17 protein-coding genes are annotated in these 16,965 nt (G+C 73.2%); 7 read left to right on the top strand and 10 right to left on the bottom strand.

Going from position 1 to position 16,965, the window contains the following annotated elements; genetic code table 11:
* Positions 1 to 50: 50 nt before the first annotated feature.
* The 3 genes from ACFQGL_RS06745 to ACFQGL_RS06755 all read right to left on the bottom strand — a co-directional run bounded on the left by ACFQGL_RS06745 (position 51) and on the right by ACFQGL_RS06755 (position 2,378).
* The gene (locus ACFQGL_RS06745) at positions 51 to 746 is read right to left on the bottom strand and encodes an alpha/beta fold hydrolase (RefSeq protein WP_377506988.1); all 696 of its coding nucleotides are present in this window, start codon (positions 744 to 746) and stop codon (positions 51 to 53) included.
* Positions 747 to 815: 69 nt separating this feature from the next.
* The gene (locus ACFQGL_RS06750; RefSeq protein ID WP_377506991.1) at positions 816 to 1,853 is read right to left on the bottom strand and encodes an L-dopachrome tautomerase-related protein; all 1,038 of its coding nucleotides are present in this window, start codon (positions 1,851 to 1,853) and stop codon (positions 816 to 818) included.
* Between the two features lie 117 nt (positions 1,854 to 1,970).
* Positions 1,971 to 2,378, bottom strand: coding sequence for an MmcQ/YjbR family DNA-binding protein (locus ACFQGL_RS06755; RefSeq protein WP_377506994.1), 408 nt, complete (start codon positions 2,376 to 2,378; stop codon positions 1,971 to 1,973).
* 253 nt (positions 2,379 to 2,631) lie between these two features.
* Between ACFQGL_RS06755 and ACFQGL_RS06760 the strand changes: the two genes are divergently transcribed.
* Both ACFQGL_RS06760 and ACFQGL_RS06765 read left to right on the top strand, forming a co-directional pair.
* Entirely contained in the window at positions 2,632 to 3,834 is a 1,203-nt protein-coding gene (locus ACFQGL_RS06760; protein ID WP_377506997.1) for an AMP-binding protein, read from the top strand.
* Positions 3,835 to 3,940: 106 nt separating this feature from the next.
* Positions 3,941 to 5,743 (top strand): acyl-CoA dehydrogenase, encoded by a 1,803-nt coding sequence (locus ACFQGL_RS06765; RefSeq protein WP_377507000.1) that lies wholly within the window; start codon positions 3,941 to 3,943, stop codon positions 5,741 to 5,743.
* A gap of 22 nt (positions 5,744 to 5,765) precedes the next feature.
* Here ACFQGL_RS06765 and ACFQGL_RS06770 read toward each other — a convergent pair whose 3' ends face one another.
* Positions 5,766 to 5,945 carry a hypothetical protein gene (locus tag ACFQGL_RS06770; protein WP_377507003.1) on the bottom strand — a complete coding sequence of 60 codons (180 nt, stop codon included), beginning with the start codon at positions 5,943 to 5,945 and terminating at the stop codon, positions 5,766 to 5,768.
* Between the two features lie 113 nt (positions 5,946 to 6,058).
* A complete protein-coding gene (locus tag ACFQGL_RS06775; RefSeq protein ID WP_377507006.1) occupies positions 6,059 to 6,778 on the bottom strand; it encodes a polyamine aminopropyltransferase in 720 nt (239 codons plus the stop codon).
* A 127-nt stretch (positions 6,779 to 6,905) separates the two neighbouring features.
* On the opposite strand from ACFQGL_RS06775, the gene eccB reads away from it, so the two are divergent.
* Positions 6,906 to 8,282, top strand: a complete 1,377-nt coding sequence (gene eccB / locus ACFQGL_RS06780) for a type VII secretion protein EccB (protein ID WP_377507009.1) — start codon at positions 6,906 to 6,908, stop codon at positions 8,280 to 8,282.
* A 31-nt stretch (positions 8,283 to 8,313) separates the two neighbouring features.
* Here eccB and ACFQGL_RS06785 read toward each other — a convergent pair whose 3' ends face one another.
* The 5 genes from ACFQGL_RS06785 to ACFQGL_RS06805 form a co-directional block, all read right to left on the bottom strand.
* Entirely contained in the window at positions 8,314 to 8,919 is a 606-nt protein-coding gene (locus tag ACFQGL_RS06785) for a class I SAM-dependent methyltransferase (RefSeq protein WP_377507012.1), read from the bottom strand.
* Between the two features lie 53 nt (positions 8,920 to 8,972).
* Positions 8,973 to 9,587 carry a methyltransferase domain-containing protein gene (locus ACFQGL_RS06790; RefSeq protein ID WP_377507015.1) on the bottom strand — a complete coding sequence of 205 codons (615 nt, stop codon included), beginning with the start codon at positions 9,585 to 9,587 and terminating at the stop codon, positions 8,973 to 8,975.
* 107 nt (positions 9,588 to 9,694) lie between these two features.
* Positions 9,695 to 10,561, bottom strand: coding sequence for a carbohydrate ABC transporter permease (locus ACFQGL_RS06795; protein WP_377507018.1), 867 nt, complete (start codon positions 10,559 to 10,561; stop codon positions 9,695 to 9,697).
* On the bottom strand, positions 10,561 to 11,520 hold the full coding sequence (locus ACFQGL_RS06800) for a carbohydrate ABC transporter permease (protein ID WP_377507021.1): 960 nt from the start codon (positions 11,518 to 11,520) through the stop codon (positions 10,561 to 10,563). The genes ACFQGL_RS06795 and ACFQGL_RS06800 overlap by 1 nt, the downstream gene beginning before the upstream one ends.
* Positions 11,517 to 12,911 carry an ABC transporter substrate-binding protein gene (locus ACFQGL_RS06805; RefSeq protein ID WP_377507024.1) on the bottom strand — a complete coding sequence of 465 codons (1,395 nt, stop codon included), beginning with the start codon at positions 12,909 to 12,911 and terminating at the stop codon, positions 11,517 to 11,519. The genes ACFQGL_RS06800 and ACFQGL_RS06805 overlap by 4 nt, the downstream gene beginning before the upstream one ends.
* 116 nt (positions 12,912 to 13,027) lie before the next feature.
* On the opposite strand from ACFQGL_RS06805, the gene ACFQGL_RS06810 reads away from it, so the two are divergent.
* From ACFQGL_RS06810 to ACFQGL_RS06825, 4 genes are all read left to right on the top strand, one after another.
* Complete coding sequence (locus ACFQGL_RS06810; RefSeq protein WP_377507027.1) at positions 13,028 to 14,065, top strand: zinc-dependent alcohol dehydrogenase; 1,038 nt, start codon at positions 13,028 to 13,030, stop codon at positions 14,063 to 14,065.
* On the top strand, positions 14,066 to 14,887 hold the full coding sequence (locus tag ACFQGL_RS06815) for a TIM barrel protein (RefSeq protein WP_377507030.1): 822 nt from the start codon (positions 14,066 to 14,068) through the stop codon (positions 14,885 to 14,887).
* Complete coding sequence (locus ACFQGL_RS06820; protein WP_377507033.1) at positions 14,884 to 16,245, top strand: MGH1-like glycoside hydrolase domain-containing protein; 1,362 nt, start codon at positions 14,884 to 14,886, stop codon at positions 16,243 to 16,245. The genes ACFQGL_RS06815 and ACFQGL_RS06820 overlap by 4 nt, the downstream gene beginning before the upstream one ends.
* Positions 16,246 to 16,331: 86 nt before the next feature.
* Positions 16,332 to 16,880: a DUF2267 domain-containing protein gene (locus ACFQGL_RS06825; protein ID WP_377507036.1), complete on the top strand. Its 549-nt coding sequence runs from the start codon at positions 16,332 to 16,334 to the stop codon at positions 16,878 to 16,880.
* Positions 16,881 to 16,965 lie beyond the last annotated feature (85 nt).

Below are 16,965 nucleotides of genomic sequence, written 5' to 3' on the forward strand. Positions count from 1 at the left end.
GTCGCCGCCCCCGCCGCGGGCCGGGGGAGCGGCCCGGTGCGCGGGCCCGCTCAGCCGGCCGCCGCCAGCAGCAACCGGGCCAGCTCGGCCGGCTGGGACACCATCGGCCAGTGGCCGGTGGCCATGGTGACCAGTCGCCAGCTCTCGTTGGTCAGCAGCTTGGCGACGGTGTCGTTGGGCTCGGGCCCGTCGAGCAGGCATTTGACGTACGTCGTGGGCAGCTCGCCGAGGGGGCGGGTCAGCACGGCCGGCTCGGTGAGGCTGGCCCCGGGGTGCGGGGTGGCGCCCCCGATCAGCCGGGTGACCTGCTCGTCGGTGAGCCCCTGACCGTCGACGTCAGCGGCGCTCGGCGTAGGCCAGTAGCCCCCGTTGTCGGCGATCACCGACTCCAGTGCCGCCGGGCCCTGCCACCAGCCGGACGCGAACGACCCGCCGTCGACCGGCACCTCCGAGTCGACGAAGACGACCCGGGTCAGCCGGTCGCCGATCCGCGTGGCCGCCTGACCCACCGGGATGCCCGAGTAGCTGTGCCCGACCAGCACCACGTCGCGCAGGTCGCGCCGCTCGATCTCGCCGACGACGTCCTGCACGTGGGTCTGCTGCCCGGCCGGCACGCCCCGCTTCTCGGCGAGGCCGGAGAGGGTCACCGGGTGGGTGCCGTGGCCGACCGCGCGTAGCGGTGGCAACACCTCGTCCCATGCCCACGAACCCAGCCACGCGCCTGCCACCAGTACGAACTCTGCCATGCCCCGGACCCTAACCCGACCCTGCGACACCGCCGCCCGGCCCCGGTCGGCGGGCCGGGTCGCGATCGGTCAGGCGTGGTCCAGCGGCGGCGGGCCGGCGTCGACCGACATCCGGTAGATGCGGATCGGGTACGCGACGGCCGAGTGCCCACCGTTGAGCCCGGCGGTCAGGTGCAGTTGGGCGGCCGGCAGCCAGAGCCGGGCGTCGGCGTCGATCCACATCGCGTCCACCCAGACCAGCCGGGGGTCCGTGACGAGCGTGCGTACGTTGCCGTCCGGTGTCAGGGTGAGGATGCGCCGAGCCGCCACGTCGCTGAGGTAGATGGTGCCGGCGGCGTCGATCGCCGTACCGCCGGTGCTCGGTGTGTCGCACCACCGTTCGACCCGCCGGGCCACCTCGCCCGCGGACACCGACGGGTCGTCCAGCCAACGGGTACCGATCCGGGACATCCCGCCGGAGGACGGTTGGTAGTACAGCCACCGGCCGTCGGGTGACACCTCCAGTTGGTCGGCGTTGATGTGGATCTCGCCGCCGTCCGGGTCGCGCAGCGCCCGGCCGTCGGCGACCATGGGCCCGCCCACGGTGCTCGGGTGCCCGTCCAGCACCCGCCGAGCCTGCCCCGAGTCGAGGTCGAGCACGATCAGGCCGGGTGCGCCGGCGTCGGTGAGGTAGGCGACGCCGCCGTGGAACCGGACGTCGTCCACGTAGCTGGTTGCCCGTACGGCCGCGGCGAGCTGGTAGACCCGCTGCACCCGGTCGCTGCCCGGGTCGACGACGATCAGTCGAGCCCCACCGGGCACCTGCGGGGCACCGAGCTGCGGCGCACCCGAGTCGACGATCCACAACCGGCCGTCCGGGCCGGCACGAAGACCGTTGACGTGCACGAACGCCCCGTCCGGCCGGTGGCCCACCCGATTCCACGCGGCATCCGGGTACGGCTCGCGCCGACCGTCCGGCAGCGCCTCGACCACCTGCACGCCCGGCCCGTCCGCCGACGGGTAGCTCAGGAACACCCGGCCCGGCAGGGTCGTCACGCCCGTGCACACCCGGTCCTCGTCGAGCACCGGGGTCAGCCGGGGATCCTCCCCGGTGGGCAGGCTGGGCATCGGTGCGCTCCTCACCCGCCCGGCGGCGGCCTCGGTGTGCGTGGCCGACGGGACCCGACCACCCGCCGCGCGGTATCCCCGGGCCGCGCCGCACGAAACCGCCGGACGCGCGGCCGCTCAGCTGGCCGGGCCAGGCCGGTCGACCAGGGCGGCGAGCCGCTTCGGGGCGAGCAGGCAGTAGCTCTCGGTGAGCAGTTCGGTGACCTCGTCCCAGTCGGTGTCGTCGTCGACGACCATGCCCAGCACGGTCGGGCTCCAATCCGGCTTGTAGAACGGATGCCCGCTGGCCACCAGCCCGGCGATCTCGTCGGGTGGCGACCGGAAGGTCAGCAGGCAGGTCGGACGGTCCACGTCGACGGCGCGCGCATGGCCGGGGTCGACGGTGCGCACGTGGGCGACGGTCCGCTTGCGGATGCGCCAGCGGGTGCCCACCCAGGCCGGCTCCTCGTAGCTCTCCGGCAGCCCGAGGCAGATCGGCCGCAGCCGGTGGAGGACCTCGGGTGGAACGTCTCCGGGTTCGGTCACGGTCGGGCACCCTAGTCGGCCGGTCCGACAATTCCCGCCGACCGAGGTGTGAGCGCCGGGTCGGCGCGCGTGTCAATAGACCCACGTGCATGAAATGGGGTGTGATCGCCGCGCTTGGCATCGGTGTCGGCCGATGGCCTTGGCGCTGGTGGCGGTGCCAGGATGGCCCCGGGTGCCCAGTCCTGCCACGCCACGCGCCGTCGCCGTCGCGTCGACCGAGAGCCGATGTTGTGATCCGACCCAACGGACCGCTGTGACCGCCGCACCGAACGCCGGCCCGGGCCGTCCCACCAGCGTTCCGGCCGAGGTACTGCGGCGTGCTGCCGCGTACCCCGAACGCCCCGCCGTCGTGGACCGGGGCGGCACCCTGCGGTACCGCGAGCTGGTGACCGCCGCGACCGTCCTGGCCGGCGCCCTCGCCCGGGAACTGCCCGCCTCGGCCGACCGGCGCAGCGGACGCCCCGACCCGGGCGCGGTGGTGGCGGTGCTGCAACCGCGTACCGCCGCCGCGGTCGTCGGTCCGCTCGCCGCGATGTTCTGCGGTGCCGCCTTCCTGCCGCTGGACCCGACGTTGCCGCCGGCCCGGATCGCCCGGATCCTCACCGACGCGCGGTGCCGGGTCGCGGTCGCCGCCGAGGAGTTGGTCGACCGGCTGCCCGCCGACGTCACCGTCGTCCGTGCCGGACGTGAGGAGCACCTGCGGCTGCCCGAGCCGGACGACCTGGCGTACCTGCACTCCACCGGGGGCTCGACCAGCCAGCCGAAGCAGGTCGAGGTCGCCCACCGGAGTCTGTGGACCGTGCTGGACTGGTACGCGACGTTCTTCCGTCTCGGGCCGGGCGTGCGTACCGCCGCCTTCGGTGACCTCTCCGTCGACGCCGCGCTGCTGGACCTCTGGGCGCCGTTGATCCGAGGCGCGACGGTCGTGCTCGCCGACGAGGAGGTGGTGCGCGACCCGGAGCGGATCGTGGAGACCCTTCGTCGGGTGGACCACTGCTTCCTCAGCACCCCGCTGACCGAGTGGCTGCTGCGCTCGATGGTGGACACCGGACGGCTGCGTACCCTCGCCACCAGGGGTGACCGGCTGCGGCTCTGGCCACCCGCCGGGTTCCGCGCCGCGGTGCACAACCTGTACGGCCCCACCGAGGCGACCATCCTGGTCACCGCCACCGGCGACCTGCGTCGGTACGCCGACCGGAGCGCGCCCCCGCCGATCGGCCGAGCGGTCGCGGGCGCCCGGCTGACCCTCGTCGGCGACGGCGAGGGGGAACTGGTGATCGGCGGCCCGGTACTGGCCCGGGGCTACCGGGTGGCCGGCGCCGAGACCGCGACGGCGTTCGGGCCCGGCCCCGGCGGGGCGTCGCGGCTCTACCGCACCGGCGACGTCTGCCGGCGCGATGCCGTCGGTGAGTTGCACTTCGTCGGCCGGGTCGACGGTCGGGCCGGGCACCGGTGACCCCGGTGCCGGTGGTGCCTGCCCGGCGGATCCGCCAGGATGGGCCGGGGACGTCGCCGGGCCGGCGCCCCCGACCCATCCCACCCCGTGCCCGTTGAGGAGCGCCGTGCCGTCGACCCTGCTCTCCCGCCGTGACCTGGACTTCCTGCTGCACGACTGGCTCCAGGTGTCCAAGCTGGTCGAGCGCCCTCGCTACGCCGAGCACTCCCGCGAGACGTTCGACGACGCCCTGGACCTCGCCGAGCGGGTGGCCACCGAGCAGTTCGCGCCGCACAACCGGGCCGCCGACCTCGCCGAGCCCACCTTCGACGGGCAGCGGGTGCACCTGATCCCGCAGGTCCGCGCGGCGCTGGACAGCTTCGCCGAGACCGGCCTGCTCACCGCCGCGCTGGACGACTCGGTCGGCGGCCTGCAACTGCCGCACGCCGTCACGGCGGCCTGCCTCGCGTGGTTCCAGGCCGCCAACGTGGCCACCTCGGCGTACCCCTTCCTCACCCTGGGCAACGCCAACCTGCTGCTGGCGCACGGCAGCCCGGAGCAGGTCGACACCTACGTCCGACCCATGCTCCAGGGCCGGTTCTTCGGCACCATGTGCCTGTCCGAGCCGCACGCGGGCAGCTCGCTGGCCGACATCACCACCCGCGCCGAGCCGCAGCCGGACGGGACGTACCGGCTCTTCGGCACCAAGATGTGGATCTCCGGCGGCGACCACGAGCTGGCCGAGAACATCGTCCACCTGGTGCTGGCGCGCATCCCCGGCGGCCCGCCCGGGGTGAAGGGCATCTCGCTGTTCATCGTGCCGAAGGTCCTCGTCGGGCCGGACGGGTCGCTCGGCGACCGTAACGACGTGGTGCTGGTCGGGCTCAACCACAAGATGGGCTTCCGGGGGACCACCAACACCCTGCTCAGCTTCGGCGACGGCGGTCACCTGCCGGCCGGCCGTGCCGGCGCGGTGGGTCACCTGGTCGGCCCGCCGCACCAGGGGCTGGCCCAGATGTTCCACATGATGAACGAGGCCCGGATCGGCGTCGGGGCCGGCGCGACCGCGCTGGGCTACACCGGCTACCTCAAGAGCCTGGCGTACGCCCGGGAGCGGCCGCAGGGCCGGCCGGTCGGTGCCAAGGACCCCGCCGCGCCGCAGGTGCCGATCATCGACCACCCCGACGTACGGCGGATGCTGCTGGCCCAGAAGAGCTACGTGGAGGGGGCGTTGGCCCTGGTGCTCTACTGCGCGCGGGTGCTCGACGAGCAGAAGACCGCTGCCAGCGACGCCGACCGCGAGCGGGCGCACCTGCTGCTGGACGTACTCACCCCGATCACCAAGAGCTGGCCGTCGCAGTGGTGCCTGACCGCCAACGACCTGGCGATCCAGGTGCTCGGCGGCGCCGGCTACACGCGCGACCACGACGTGGAGCAGCACTACCGGGACAACCGGCTCAACCCGATCCATGAGGGCACCCACGGCATCCAGGCGCTGGACCTGCTGGGACGCAAGATGACCATGGGCAACGGCGTCGGCCTGACCCTGTTGACCGACACGATCCGGGACACCGTCACCCGGGCCCGGCAGGTCGGCGGCGAGGCTGCCGACCTGGCCGACCGGCTGGCCGACGCGGTGGACCGGATCGTGTCGGTCACCCGTCGGCTCTGGGCCGATGGCGACCCGGTCGCCGCGCTGGCCAACGCGAGCGCCTACCTGGAGGCGGTCGGCCACGTCGTGATCGCGTGGATGTGGCTGGAGCAGGTGCTGGTCCTGCCGCCGCAGGGGTCCGGCGACGCCTTTCACGCCGGAAAGCGGCAGGCGGCGCGTTACTTCTTCAGCGTCGAGTTGCCCCGCACCGGCCCGCAGTTCGATCTGTTGGACAGCCGGGACCGGACCACGCTGGACATGCGCGCGGACTGGTTCTGAGCGGGCCCGACCCCGTCCGACCTCACCGTCGCCGGCCCTGATGGTGCATTGCCGCCTGCCCTCCCTTGACCACGCCCAGGATGATCACGATCACCAGCGCGATGGCCCCGATGATGATCAACCAGCGGACGGCTTCGAGGAGCAGCCCGAGCAGGATCAGCACGCCAGCGACCACGCCGACGACCCAGAGCAGTGCACGCATGTCCACCTCCGGTAAGCGGTCGCGCCCGCGGCGGCGACCCCGCGTCACCTTCCCGCTGCGGCCGACACCATGCCCGAACGGCGTGAAAAGGCGGCCGTGCCCGGGAGGCCAGCTCAGCCGGCGGTACGGGCGACGTAGACGGTGTTGGCGGACTGGCCCCCGGTCAGCGGGTTGGCGAACGGCACCACGTGCGCCTGCGCGGTCGCGAACACCTCGGCGAGCGCAGCGCTGAACTCGGCGTCCGGCGGGTCGTCGGACCAGAGCGCGAAGACACCCTCCGGGCGCAACAGGGCGGCCAGCCGGCGCAGACCGGCCGGTGGGTAGAACGCGGCGTGGCTGGGGTGCAGGACGTTGCGGGGGGAGTGGTCGACGTCGAGCAGCACCGCGTCGAATCGCCGCCCGGGCGCCTCGGCGTCGAAGCCGGTGTCGCCGGCCACCGCCGCGAAGAAGTCGGCCAGCACGAACCGCGTACGCGGGTCCTCGGCGAGCCCCGCCGCGAACGGCAGCAGCCCCTGCCGGTGCCAGTCGATCACGTCCTCGATCGCCTCCACCACCAGCAGTGAGCGCACTCGCGGGTCGGCCAGCGCGGCGCAGGCGGTGTAGCCCAGCCCGAGGCCACCGACCACCACGTCGAGCGAGTCCCCGGCCAGCTCCGCCAGGCCCAGCCGGGCCAGCTCGATCTCCGCGACGGGGAAGAGGCTGGACATCAGGAACTCGTCGTCGAGCTTGACCTCGTACACCTCGACCTGGAGCGCCGGGTCCCGACGTCGCCGCAGGCTGATCGCACCGATGGGGGTCTCCCGCCAGGCCAGCTCCTCGAAACGCGCGCCCACGGGTGCTCCCTCGCCGCCGGATTCGTCCCCGAATGGTACCGGTCGGTGCCGCAACGCCCACTCTGGGTCCACGGGACATCGACGCAACGCATATCCTGTGCCCGGGCGATCCACCGAAAGGGACCTCATGCCGTCGCGGCAGGACCAGCTGCACTCCTACCAGTTCAGCGTCCAGCGGGCGGTCGCCGCCCTGGTGATGCGGGAGACCGACCCGGCCCAGTCACCGTTTCGGCGGCTGGCCGGCGCGGGCCTGGCCAGCGTGCTGGTCGCGGCGATCGGGCTGGGCGGCTCGGCGCTCTACGGCCTGTTCGCCGGCGGCGGCAACGGCTGGCGCGACGCGGGCGCGGTGATCGTGGAGAAGGAGTCCGGCGCCCGGTTCGTCTACCGCGAGCAGAAGCTGCATCCGGTGCTCAACTACGCCTCCGCGCTGCTGATCGTCGGCGCGGAGCGCTCCAAGACCGTGCTGGTCTCCCGCCGCTCGATCGACGGCGTCCCGCGTGGGCTGCCGCTGGGCATCGCGGACGCGCCGGATTCGCTGCCCGCCCGGGGTCGGTTGGCCACCACGGCGTGGACGGTCTGCTCGACGAGCCCGGCCGGTGCGGCACCGCGCTCCGCCCTGCTGATCGGCAGCGAGCCCGACGGCGGCCGGCCGCTCGGCGACGAAGCGCTGCTGCTGCGCCACCCCGACGGCGGGCTGCACCTCGTCTGGCACCAGCGGCGCCACCTGATCCGTGATCCCAACCGGGTGCTCGCCGCGCTGGCCACCACCCGGGCCCGGGCGGTGCCGGTGGCGCCCGCCCTGCTCAACTCGTTGCCGGCCGGCCTCGATCTGGCCCCACTTGCGCTACCGGACCTGGGCGAGCCGGCCACGCGGGTGCCGGGCGCCACGGTCGGCCAGGTCTACCTGGTGCGCAACTCGGGCGGCGGTCGGCAGTACGCGGTGGCGCTCGACGCCGGGCTGGCCGGGATCACCGAACTGCAGGCCGGGCTGTTGCTGGCCCGCACCGGGCAGGGCGAGCCGGAGTCGATGACGCTGGGTCGGTTCGCCGCGCTGCCCACGGTCCCCGATCTCGCGCCGAGCGGCCCGACCGCCCCGCCGCCTGCCCCGCCCCGGCTCGCGGCCGTCGACGACGCGGCGCTCTGCACCCGGGTCGGCGACGACGGTGGGGTCGGCGAGGTCCGCTGGGGCGTACCGCTGCCGGACCTGGCCGCCGCGCTGCGGGCCGCCCAGGCCGGTGGCGCCGTGCTCGCCGACCACGTCGTGGTGGAACCGGGGCGCGGCGCGGTCGTCGAGGCCGCCGCGGGGCCCGGCGCGTCCGGTGGCGCGGTGTCCGTGGTCACCGACCTGGGCCGGCGGTACGTGCTGGCCGACCGGGACGTGCTCGCGATGCTCGGTTACCGCGACGTGCGGCCGGTGCGCCTGCCGGCCAGCCTGGTCAGCCTGGTGCCGGCCGGTGCCACCCTGGATCCGGCCGCCGCACGGGCGGTCGCCGCGCCCGCCTGAGCGTCAGCGCAACCCGCCGGCGGCGTGGGCGTCAGCCGGCCGGGCGGCGCAGGACGGTGACCGCGAAGGCCGCGTCGTCGCGCCACGGGCGCAGGTCCCAGGTGGCGAAGCGGTGCTCCACCCGCAGTCCGGCGGCGACCGCGTCGGCGTCGAAGGCGCTGAGCGGATAACCGCGTTCGGTGCCGAAGCCCACCGCCAGCACGCCGTCCGGGCGCAGGTGCTCGGCGACCCGGCGCAGCACGTCCGGCTCGGTCCCGACCGCGACGAAGGCGAGCACGTTGCCGGCCAGCACCGCGGCGTCGAACGGCTCGGCCTCGCCGGCCGCCGGCAGGTCCAGCTCGGCCAGGTCGGCGACCAGCCAGTGCGGGCCGGGGTAATCGGCACGGGCGGCGGCCACCAGCGCGGGGTCGGCGTCCACCCCGACCACGGTGTGCCCCCGCTGGGCCAGCGCGGCGCCCACTCGGCCGGTGCCGCTGCCGGCGTCGAGGATCCGCGAGCCGGGCGGCACCAGAGTGTCCACCAGCCGCGCCTCGCCGGCCAGGTCCGCTCCCTCGGCCACCAGCTTGCGGAACCGGTCGATGTACCACTGCGAGTGCTCGGGGTCGGTGTCGGTAGCCCAGCGGGTCGGATTGGCCATGAACCCACCGTAACCGGGCCGGCGGGGAGCCCGTGGGCGACCCGGGGAGCAGGTCAGGGCAGCCGGGCCACGGTGACGAACTCGTTGTGGGTGAAGACCCGGCCCAGCGCCCGGTGGAACGGGAACGAGAACTGCCGGGTGACGGTCAGGCCGAGCTCCTGGCAGGTCCGGGCCGCCTCGGCGAAGCCGACGAACCGAACGTGTGAGGCGTCGCTGGCGTACCCGCGTTCCTGCGGCGTGATGAAGACGGCGGTGCCGCCGGATCGCACGTACGGCAGGTAGGAGGCGATCACCTCCCGTGCGTCCGTGGCGGGCAGGTGCTCCAGCAGGTGGGCGGCGAGCAGCGCGTCGAACGCGCTCGGCCGGGCGTGCTCGCTGTTCTGGAACTCCTCGACCGTGTACGCCTCGAAGCCGGCGGCCCGGGTGTGCGCCACCGAGGTCGGGTTGTGGTCCACCCCGACGCCGTTGCCGTCCAGGTTGGCCAGGTTGCGGCCCAGGCCGGAACCGACGTCGAGGGTGTGCCCGAGCCGCAGCCGGCGCAGGTTCCACCGGTAGGGCGCCTGTACGTCGAGCAGCCGCTTCCAGCGGGCGCCACCGAGCCGTCGCAACCGCTCGGTGTAGTCCTCGCCCACGGTCTGCGTTGGACCACGCTGCTCTGTCTGACCCATCGCCGGCTCCTCGCCTGCCCGATCCTGACCTGCACCGATGCTACGGATCAGGTGGCACACCAGCGGTGTCATCGGCCGGCGATTCGTCGGCCGATGACACCGCTCGGTCAGCCCTTCTCGGCGCCGCTGGTCAGCCCCTCGGTGAGCAGCCGTTCACTGGCGAAGAAGAGGATCACGATGGGCAGGGTGAGGATGACCGACCCGGCCATCAACACCGTCTTGGGAACCTCCACCCCGTCGGCGAGCTGGGACAACCCGAGCGACACGGTCCACCGGTCGCGCTTGTCGACCAGGAACAGCAGGGCGAACAGGAACTCGTTCCAGGCGATCATGAAGTCGTAGAGGGCGACCGCCATGATCGATGGTGCGGCGAGCGGCAGGCTGACCCGGCGGATGATGCCGAGCCGGCCGGCGCCGTCGATCGCTGCGGATTCCTCCAGGCTGACCGGAATGGTCTCGAAGTAGTTCTTCAGCATGTAGACCGAGACCGGCAGCGTCTGCGAGAGGTAGACCAGCACCAGGCCGAACAGCGAGCCGCGCAGGTGGACCCAGGTGAAGGCCACGAACAGCGGGATCGCGATGACGATCGACGGGAACAGGTAGACGGCCAGGAACAGGAAGTCGACCTGCCGCCGGCCGAAGAACCGCAACCGGGCCACCGCGTACGCCCCGGGGATCGCCACCAGCAGGGTGAGCAGGGTCGCCGCCACGGCGACCAGTCCACTGTTGCGGATGAAGGTGAGGAACCCCTGGCCACCGTCGTCGGTGGACCTGAGCACCTCGGTGTACGTGTCCACGGTCAGCTCGCCGAAACCGACCACCAGCGAGCCGGGGTCGAGCAGCAGCCGCTCGATGGGGCGTACCGACAGGACCAGCATGTAGTAGAAGGGGAAGACGGTGACCACCAGGAACGCGGCGATCACCAGGCGACGCAACCAACGCAGGCTCACCGTCTCGACGAGGTCCCGGTCCATCAGCCCACCCTCCGTCCGAAGAAGCGCAGGTAGATCACCACGAACACGATGAGCACCACGGCCAGCACGACCGCCTGCGCGGCCGCGGCGCCGATGTCGGTACGCGCGGTGAGGAACTCGTACACCCGGACGCTGACCACCTCGGTGCCGGCGGCCCCGCCGGTGAGCAGGTAGACGTCGTCGAACTTGTTGAACGTCATGATGAACCGCAGCACGCCCAGCAGGGCGATCACCGGCAGCAGCTGCGGCAGCAGGATGTGCCGGAACCGTTGGGTGGGGGTGGCGCCGTCGACCCGGGCGGCCTCCTCCAACTCACCGGGCACCGCCTGGAGCCGGGCCAGCAGGAAAAGGAACGCGAACGGGAAGTACCGCCACGCCTCGAACGCGATCACCGTGGCCAGCGCGGTCGACTCCTGGGACAGGAACGGCACCGGGGCGTCCCAACCGAGTAGCCGCTGACCCCAGTCGTTGACGATGCCGAGCTGCGGGTCGAGCATCACCTGCCAGACGAAGGTCACCGCGACCACCGGCGCCACGTACGGCAGCAGCATGGACGCCCGGACCAGGGTGCGACCGCGGAACGGCCGGCGGACCACCAGGGCGGCGACGAGGCCGAGCAGGATCGACCCGACGGTGCCGCCGAGGCTGTAGATCAGTGTGGTCCAGAGCGTGCCGGCGAAGCCGGGGGTGTGCAGCACCCGGTCGATGTTGTCCATGGTGAACTCGCCGAACAGGCCGGTCTTGCGCAGCGTGGCGAGCCGGACCCGCTGGAAGGCGAGCACCACCGTCCAGACGATCGGTACGCCGATGACGGCGATGGTGACGAACAGGGTCGGTGCGACCAGCGCGAGCCCGGCCCGGGACTCGCGGCGGCGCAGGGTCAGTGGTCGGCGTCGGCGGGCCCGGGTCGGCCGCTCCCCGGTAGGGGAGCGGCCGGTCTCGGGCGCGGTGGTGGTCAATTGACCCCGGCCTTGATGGCCTCGACGTCCTTCTTGGCCCGGCCGGCGGCGGCCGCCGCGTCGGACTTGCCGGAGATGACGTCGTTCAACGCCTTGGGCACCGGCAACTCGCCGAGCATCGCGCCGACCAGCTTGCCCTGCCCCTGGGTGAGGCCCCAGCGCTGGAAGGTGTCCGGGCTGCGGCGCAGGTTGGCCAGTACCTCGTCGCCGTATACCTCGGCCAGCGGCTTCTTCACGTCCACGCCGGCCTGGCTGGCGTTCCACGCGGTGAGGAACTTCTCCGGCTCGGCCACGGTGCCCTTGCGTACCGGGAAGCGGCCCTCCGGGGACATCCCGAACCAGCGCGGGTAGCCGGCGTCGAGCAGGTATTCCACGAAGGACTTCGCCGGGTCGGCCGCCGCGCCGTCGAGGACCGCCCAGGAGCTGATCTCGCCGTACTGGGCCGGCTCGGTGCCGTTCGGGCCCTTGATCGCGGTGACGAAGCCGCTGTTCTTCGCCAGGAACGCCGGGTCGGCCTGACACTGCGGGCAGGTCGGCTTGGCGTCGTTGCGCAGCCCGGCCAGCTCGTCGAGGATGAACGGCGACCAGACCACCATGGCCGCCTTGCCGGCGAAGTAGGTGGCCCGGGTGGTGTCGACGTCCTGCGCGCCCTTCACCGAGCTGGTGCGGATCAGGTCGCCGTAGAAGCGGAACGCCTCCACACACTGCGGCGAGTCCAGGGTGACCGCGCCGCCGTCGTCGGTGAGCTGACAACCGTTGGCCAGTGCCAGGTGCTCGAATGTCTGCTGGGTGAACACGTCGCTGGGTGCGGTCGCCGCGGCGATCCCGGCGACGCCACCGGTGTTCAGCTTGGCCGCGGCTGCCGTGATCCGTTCGTACGTGTCGGGGGCGGGCAGGCCGGCGGCGGCGAAGAGGTCCTTGCGGTAGACGAGGAGCTGCCCCCAGCCGTCACTCGGCACGGAGAGCTGCTTGCCGTCGTCGGAGGTCAACTCCAGTGCGCGGGGTGAGAAGGTCTGCCGGCCCAGCTTCTCGACGATGTCCGCGTTGGCCGAGGTGTGCAGCAGGTCGTTGCCGGCGAGCGTACGGATGCCGGCCAGGGAGACCGAACCGACCACGTCGGGCAGGTCGCCGGCTGCGGCGTTCGCCGCGATCAGGGAGGGGAACTGGTCCTCGTTCACCGTGACCAGCTCGACCTGGATCCCGGTCTGCGCGGTGAAGTCGGCGATGATCGCCTTGGTGGCGGTGACCCGGTCGGCCACATCCTCCAGGCTCCACACGGTGATCTTTTTGCTGTTGCTGTCGGATCCGTCGTCGCCGCAGGCCAGCAGGGTGGACCCGGCAAGTGCCATGATCAGGGTGGTGGCGAGTATCCGCCTCGGAGGTGCTGACATCGGTGGCACTCCTCTCGAAGGGTACATGACGGATTCAACACCTTCGATAGATCAATAACAAGACATATAGCGATTTCTTGCCTATCCTGGAGCCCAGTGCTACCGGGATGTGACACATGGGCAACTGGGTTGTCTCGCTCGCGGGGCCTCGACGGATCAGCCTCGAGCCCTGTCCGCCGGATCCGCTCGGCCCAGGCCAGGTCCGGGTCCGCACCTGCTACTCGGGCATCTCGGCCGGCACCGAGCTGACCCTCTACCGCGGCAGCAACCCCCGACTCAGCAAGGACTGGGACGACGTCGCCCGGATGTTCGTGCCCCGGCAGACCCCGGTGCCCTACCCGCTGATCGGCTTCGGCTACGAGGAGGTCGGCGAGGTGGTCGAGGTGGCCCCGCAGGTCATCGACCGGCACCCGGGGCAGTTGGTCTGGGGCATCTGGGGGCACCGCGCCGAGGCCGTGCTGGCCGCCGAGGCGGTCCGTCCGTTGCCCGCCGGGCTGGACCCACTGGCCGCGGTCTTCGCCCGTCCCGGTGCCGTGGCGCTGACCGCCGTGCTCGCCGGCGACCTGCACCTCGGCGACTGGGTCGGTGTCTTCGGGCAGGGCGTCATCGGGCTGCTGGCCACCCGGCTCGCGGTGCTCTCCGGTGCCCGGGTGGTGGCGGTCGACCGGGTGCCCACCCGGCTCCTGCAGGCCGCCCGTTACGGCGCCCGGTCGACCGTGGAGGCCGGCGTCGAGTCCGCCGCCGGCGAGCTGCGCCGGGCCACCGGTGGCCGGGGCGCGGACGTCTGTCTGGAGCTGTCCGGGGCGTACCCGGCGCTGCACGAGGCGATCCGGTCCACCGCACACGCCGGCCGTGTCGTGGCCGCCGGCTTCTACCAGGGCCAGGCCGACGGGCTCGGCCTCGGTGAGGAGTTCCACCACAACCGCATCCAGTTGGTGGCCGCCCAGGTCTCCGGCCCCACCCCCGCGCCGAGCATGGCCGGGCGATGGACCGGCGACCGGGTGGCACAGACCTTCATGGAGCTGGTGGCCGAACACAGCGTCGACCCGTTGCCGCTGGTCAGCCACATCGTCGACGCCACCGCCGTCGCCGACGCCCTCGCGCTGCTCGACCGCGGCGCCGGTGACGTCCTCCAAGTGGTGCTGAGGTTCTAGATGACCACCATCGCGCTGGCCTGCCAGGAACAGCTCCTGCCGGGCACCGACCTGATCCAGAAGTACGCCCTCGCCACCGCCCTTGGTTACCAGGGCATCGAGCTGCGGGGGCGCGGCGACCTCGCGTTCGCCGACCGGCTGCCCGAGCTGCGCCGGGCTCGCGCCGCCGGGGTGGTGATGCCCACCGTCTGTGTCGAGATGGACCACTTCATCGGCGACTTCGACCCGGCCCGGTCCGCCGACGCGGTCCGCAACCTGCGCTCCCAGCTCTCGGTGATCGCCGAGCTGGGCGGTGTCGGGGCGCTGACGCCGGCATCCTGGGGAATGTTCTCCCGGCGGCTACCACCGTTCGAGCCGCCGCGCCCGCCGACCGGTGACCGCAGGGTGCTCATGGACGCCCTGGGCGAGCTGGGTGAGCACGCCCAGGCCGAGGGGGTCAGCCTCTTTCTGGAACCCCTCAACCGGTACGAGGATCACATGGTCAACCGGCTCGACGAGGCGGCCGCGCTCTGCGCGGCGGTCGGACTACCGTCGATCCGGGTGGTCGCCGACACCTTTCACATGAACATCGAGGAGGACGACGTGCACCGGGCGCTCCGCACCGCCGCGCCGTACCTTGGCCACGTGCAGGTCAGCGACTCCAACCGATATCAGCCCGGCGCCGGGCACCTGGACTGGCCGGCGCTGGTGCGTACCCTGCTGGAGCTGGACTACCGGGGCTGGCTCGCGCTGGAGTGTCGGCTGCGCGGCGACCCGGTCCGTGCCCTCCAGCAGGCCGCCACCGTGTTGCGACACGCTCAGCCCCGGCGGGCCGCGGCATGACCACCGGAGCCGCGCCAGCCCGTACCGGCGGGCCGGCCGACCTCGCCGGGCTGCGCCAGCTCGCCGTCGCCACGCTCGACGCCAACTGGGAGCACGACCACACCGTGCCCTCGCGCACGCTCTACCCGCACCAGTGGAGCTGGGACTCCGCGTTCATCGCGATCGGGCTGGCCCAGGTCCGTCCGCACCGGGCCTGGCGGGAGCTGGCGAGCCTGTTCCGGGCACAGTGGGCCGACGGTCGGGTGCCGCACATCGTGTTCAACCCGGCGATGCGCGTCGGCGCGTACTTTCCGGGGCCCGAGCTGTGGCGTTCCGCCATCGCCGAGGGAGCACCCGCCGTCGACACCTCCGGCCTGGTGCAGCCGCCGGTGCACGCCCTCGCCGCCTGGCTGGCGTACCGGCGGGCGCCCGGTCCGGCCAGCCTGGCCGCGCTGCGCCGGCTCTATCCCGCGCTGGTCGCCCAGCAGCGCTACCTGGCCGACCGGCGGGACCTGGGTGGCGACGGGCTGGTCTGCATCGTGCACCCGTGGGAGTCCGGGCTGGACAACAGCCCGGCCTGGGACGAGCCGATGGCCGCGGTGCAGGCCGAGGCGGCGGTGATGCGCGCGTACCGTCGGCACGACACCATGCACGCCGACGCGGCGCACCGCCCCACGGACCTGGACTACGCGCGTTACCTGGCGATCGTCGCCGCCTACCGGGACGGCGGCTACTCCGATCGGTCCCTGGCCGACGGCCACCCGTTCCTGGTGGAGTGCCCCCTGTTCAACGCGGCGTTCGGGGCGGCCGAACACGCGCTGGCCCGGATCGCCACGCTCCTCGGTGCCGACCCCGGGCCGCACCGGGCCCGCGCGGCCCGGATCACCGAGGCCGTGGTCCGCCGGCTGTACGACCCGGCGACCGGCACGTTCGCCCCTCGCGACCTGCGCACCGACCGGCTGGTCGGTCCTCGTACGGTGCTCGGGCTGGCGCCGCTGCTCCTGCCCGACCTGCCGACCGCGCAGGCCGACGCGCTGGTCGTCGAGGCCCGGTCGGCGCGCTTCGGGGTGGCCCGACGGATGGACCGGCCGCTGCCCAGCCACGACCGGACCGCGCCGGAGTTCGAGCCGTTGCGCTACTGGCGCGGGCCGAGCTGGCTGAACCTCGGCTGGCTGGTGCGACGCGGCCTGCTCGCGCACGGGCACCCGGACCTGGCCGCCGGGTTGCGCCACTCGATGATCTCGCTGGTGGCCGGCGCGGGCTGCCACGAGTACTTCCATCCGGACACCGGGGCCGGGCTGGGTTCGCCGGCCTTCGGCTGGACCGCGGCGCTGCTGCTCGACCTGCTGGCCGAGGACGTCGAGGTCGAGTCGGACTGAGCCGGTGCCGGTGGGGACGGGCGGCCCTCGGTTCGCCGCGCCGACGGCGCAGTTTGCCGGCCCCGGCCGGGGGTAACCGCCCGAGCGTGACCGACAGGGCCGGCGAAGGGCAGTTCCCGCACTTCATCGACGCGGTGTCCCGACGCTCCGGTCTGCCGACCGAGCAGGCTGCCGCCGTCGCCCGCGCCGTGCTCCAGACGATGGCCGAACGGGTGACCGGCGGCCCGTCCGACGACCTCGCCGGGCACCTCCCGGACGACCTCGACGGCTACCTGACCGATCCGCCCGCCGATCCGCCCCCGGCGGTGACCATCGAGCCGGACACGAGCGTGGCCGGGCTGGACCTGAGCGCCGACGGACCGGACACCGGCGTCGCCGGGCTGGACCTGGAGGTGCCCGAGGTGGGCGGCGGTCAGACGGCCGCGAGTCGGCCGGTGCCGGACGCCGGGCCGGCGGCGTTTCTGCGCCGGGTGGGCCAGCGCGCCGGGGTGGACCCGACCACCGCCCGGACCGGCACCGGAGCCGTCTTCGCCACGTTGCGCGAGGCGCTGACCGTGCGGGAGTTCCGGGAGATGGTGGCGCGGTTGCCGCGCGACGATGACGGCGGAATCGCGCCGGTGCCGCCGATCCGCTGACGGTGCCGTGCTGCGCCATCGGGACGCCGCCGGCCGCCCATGCCGGGTGTCGATGGTCCGACAGGGTAGGTGTCGGCGGCGCGAC

Source organism: Micromonospora vulcania (genome assembly GCF_042658605.1).
Classification (GTDB): Bacteria; Actinomycetota; Actinomycetes; order Mycobacteriales; family Micromonosporaceae; genus Micromonospora; species Micromonospora vulcania.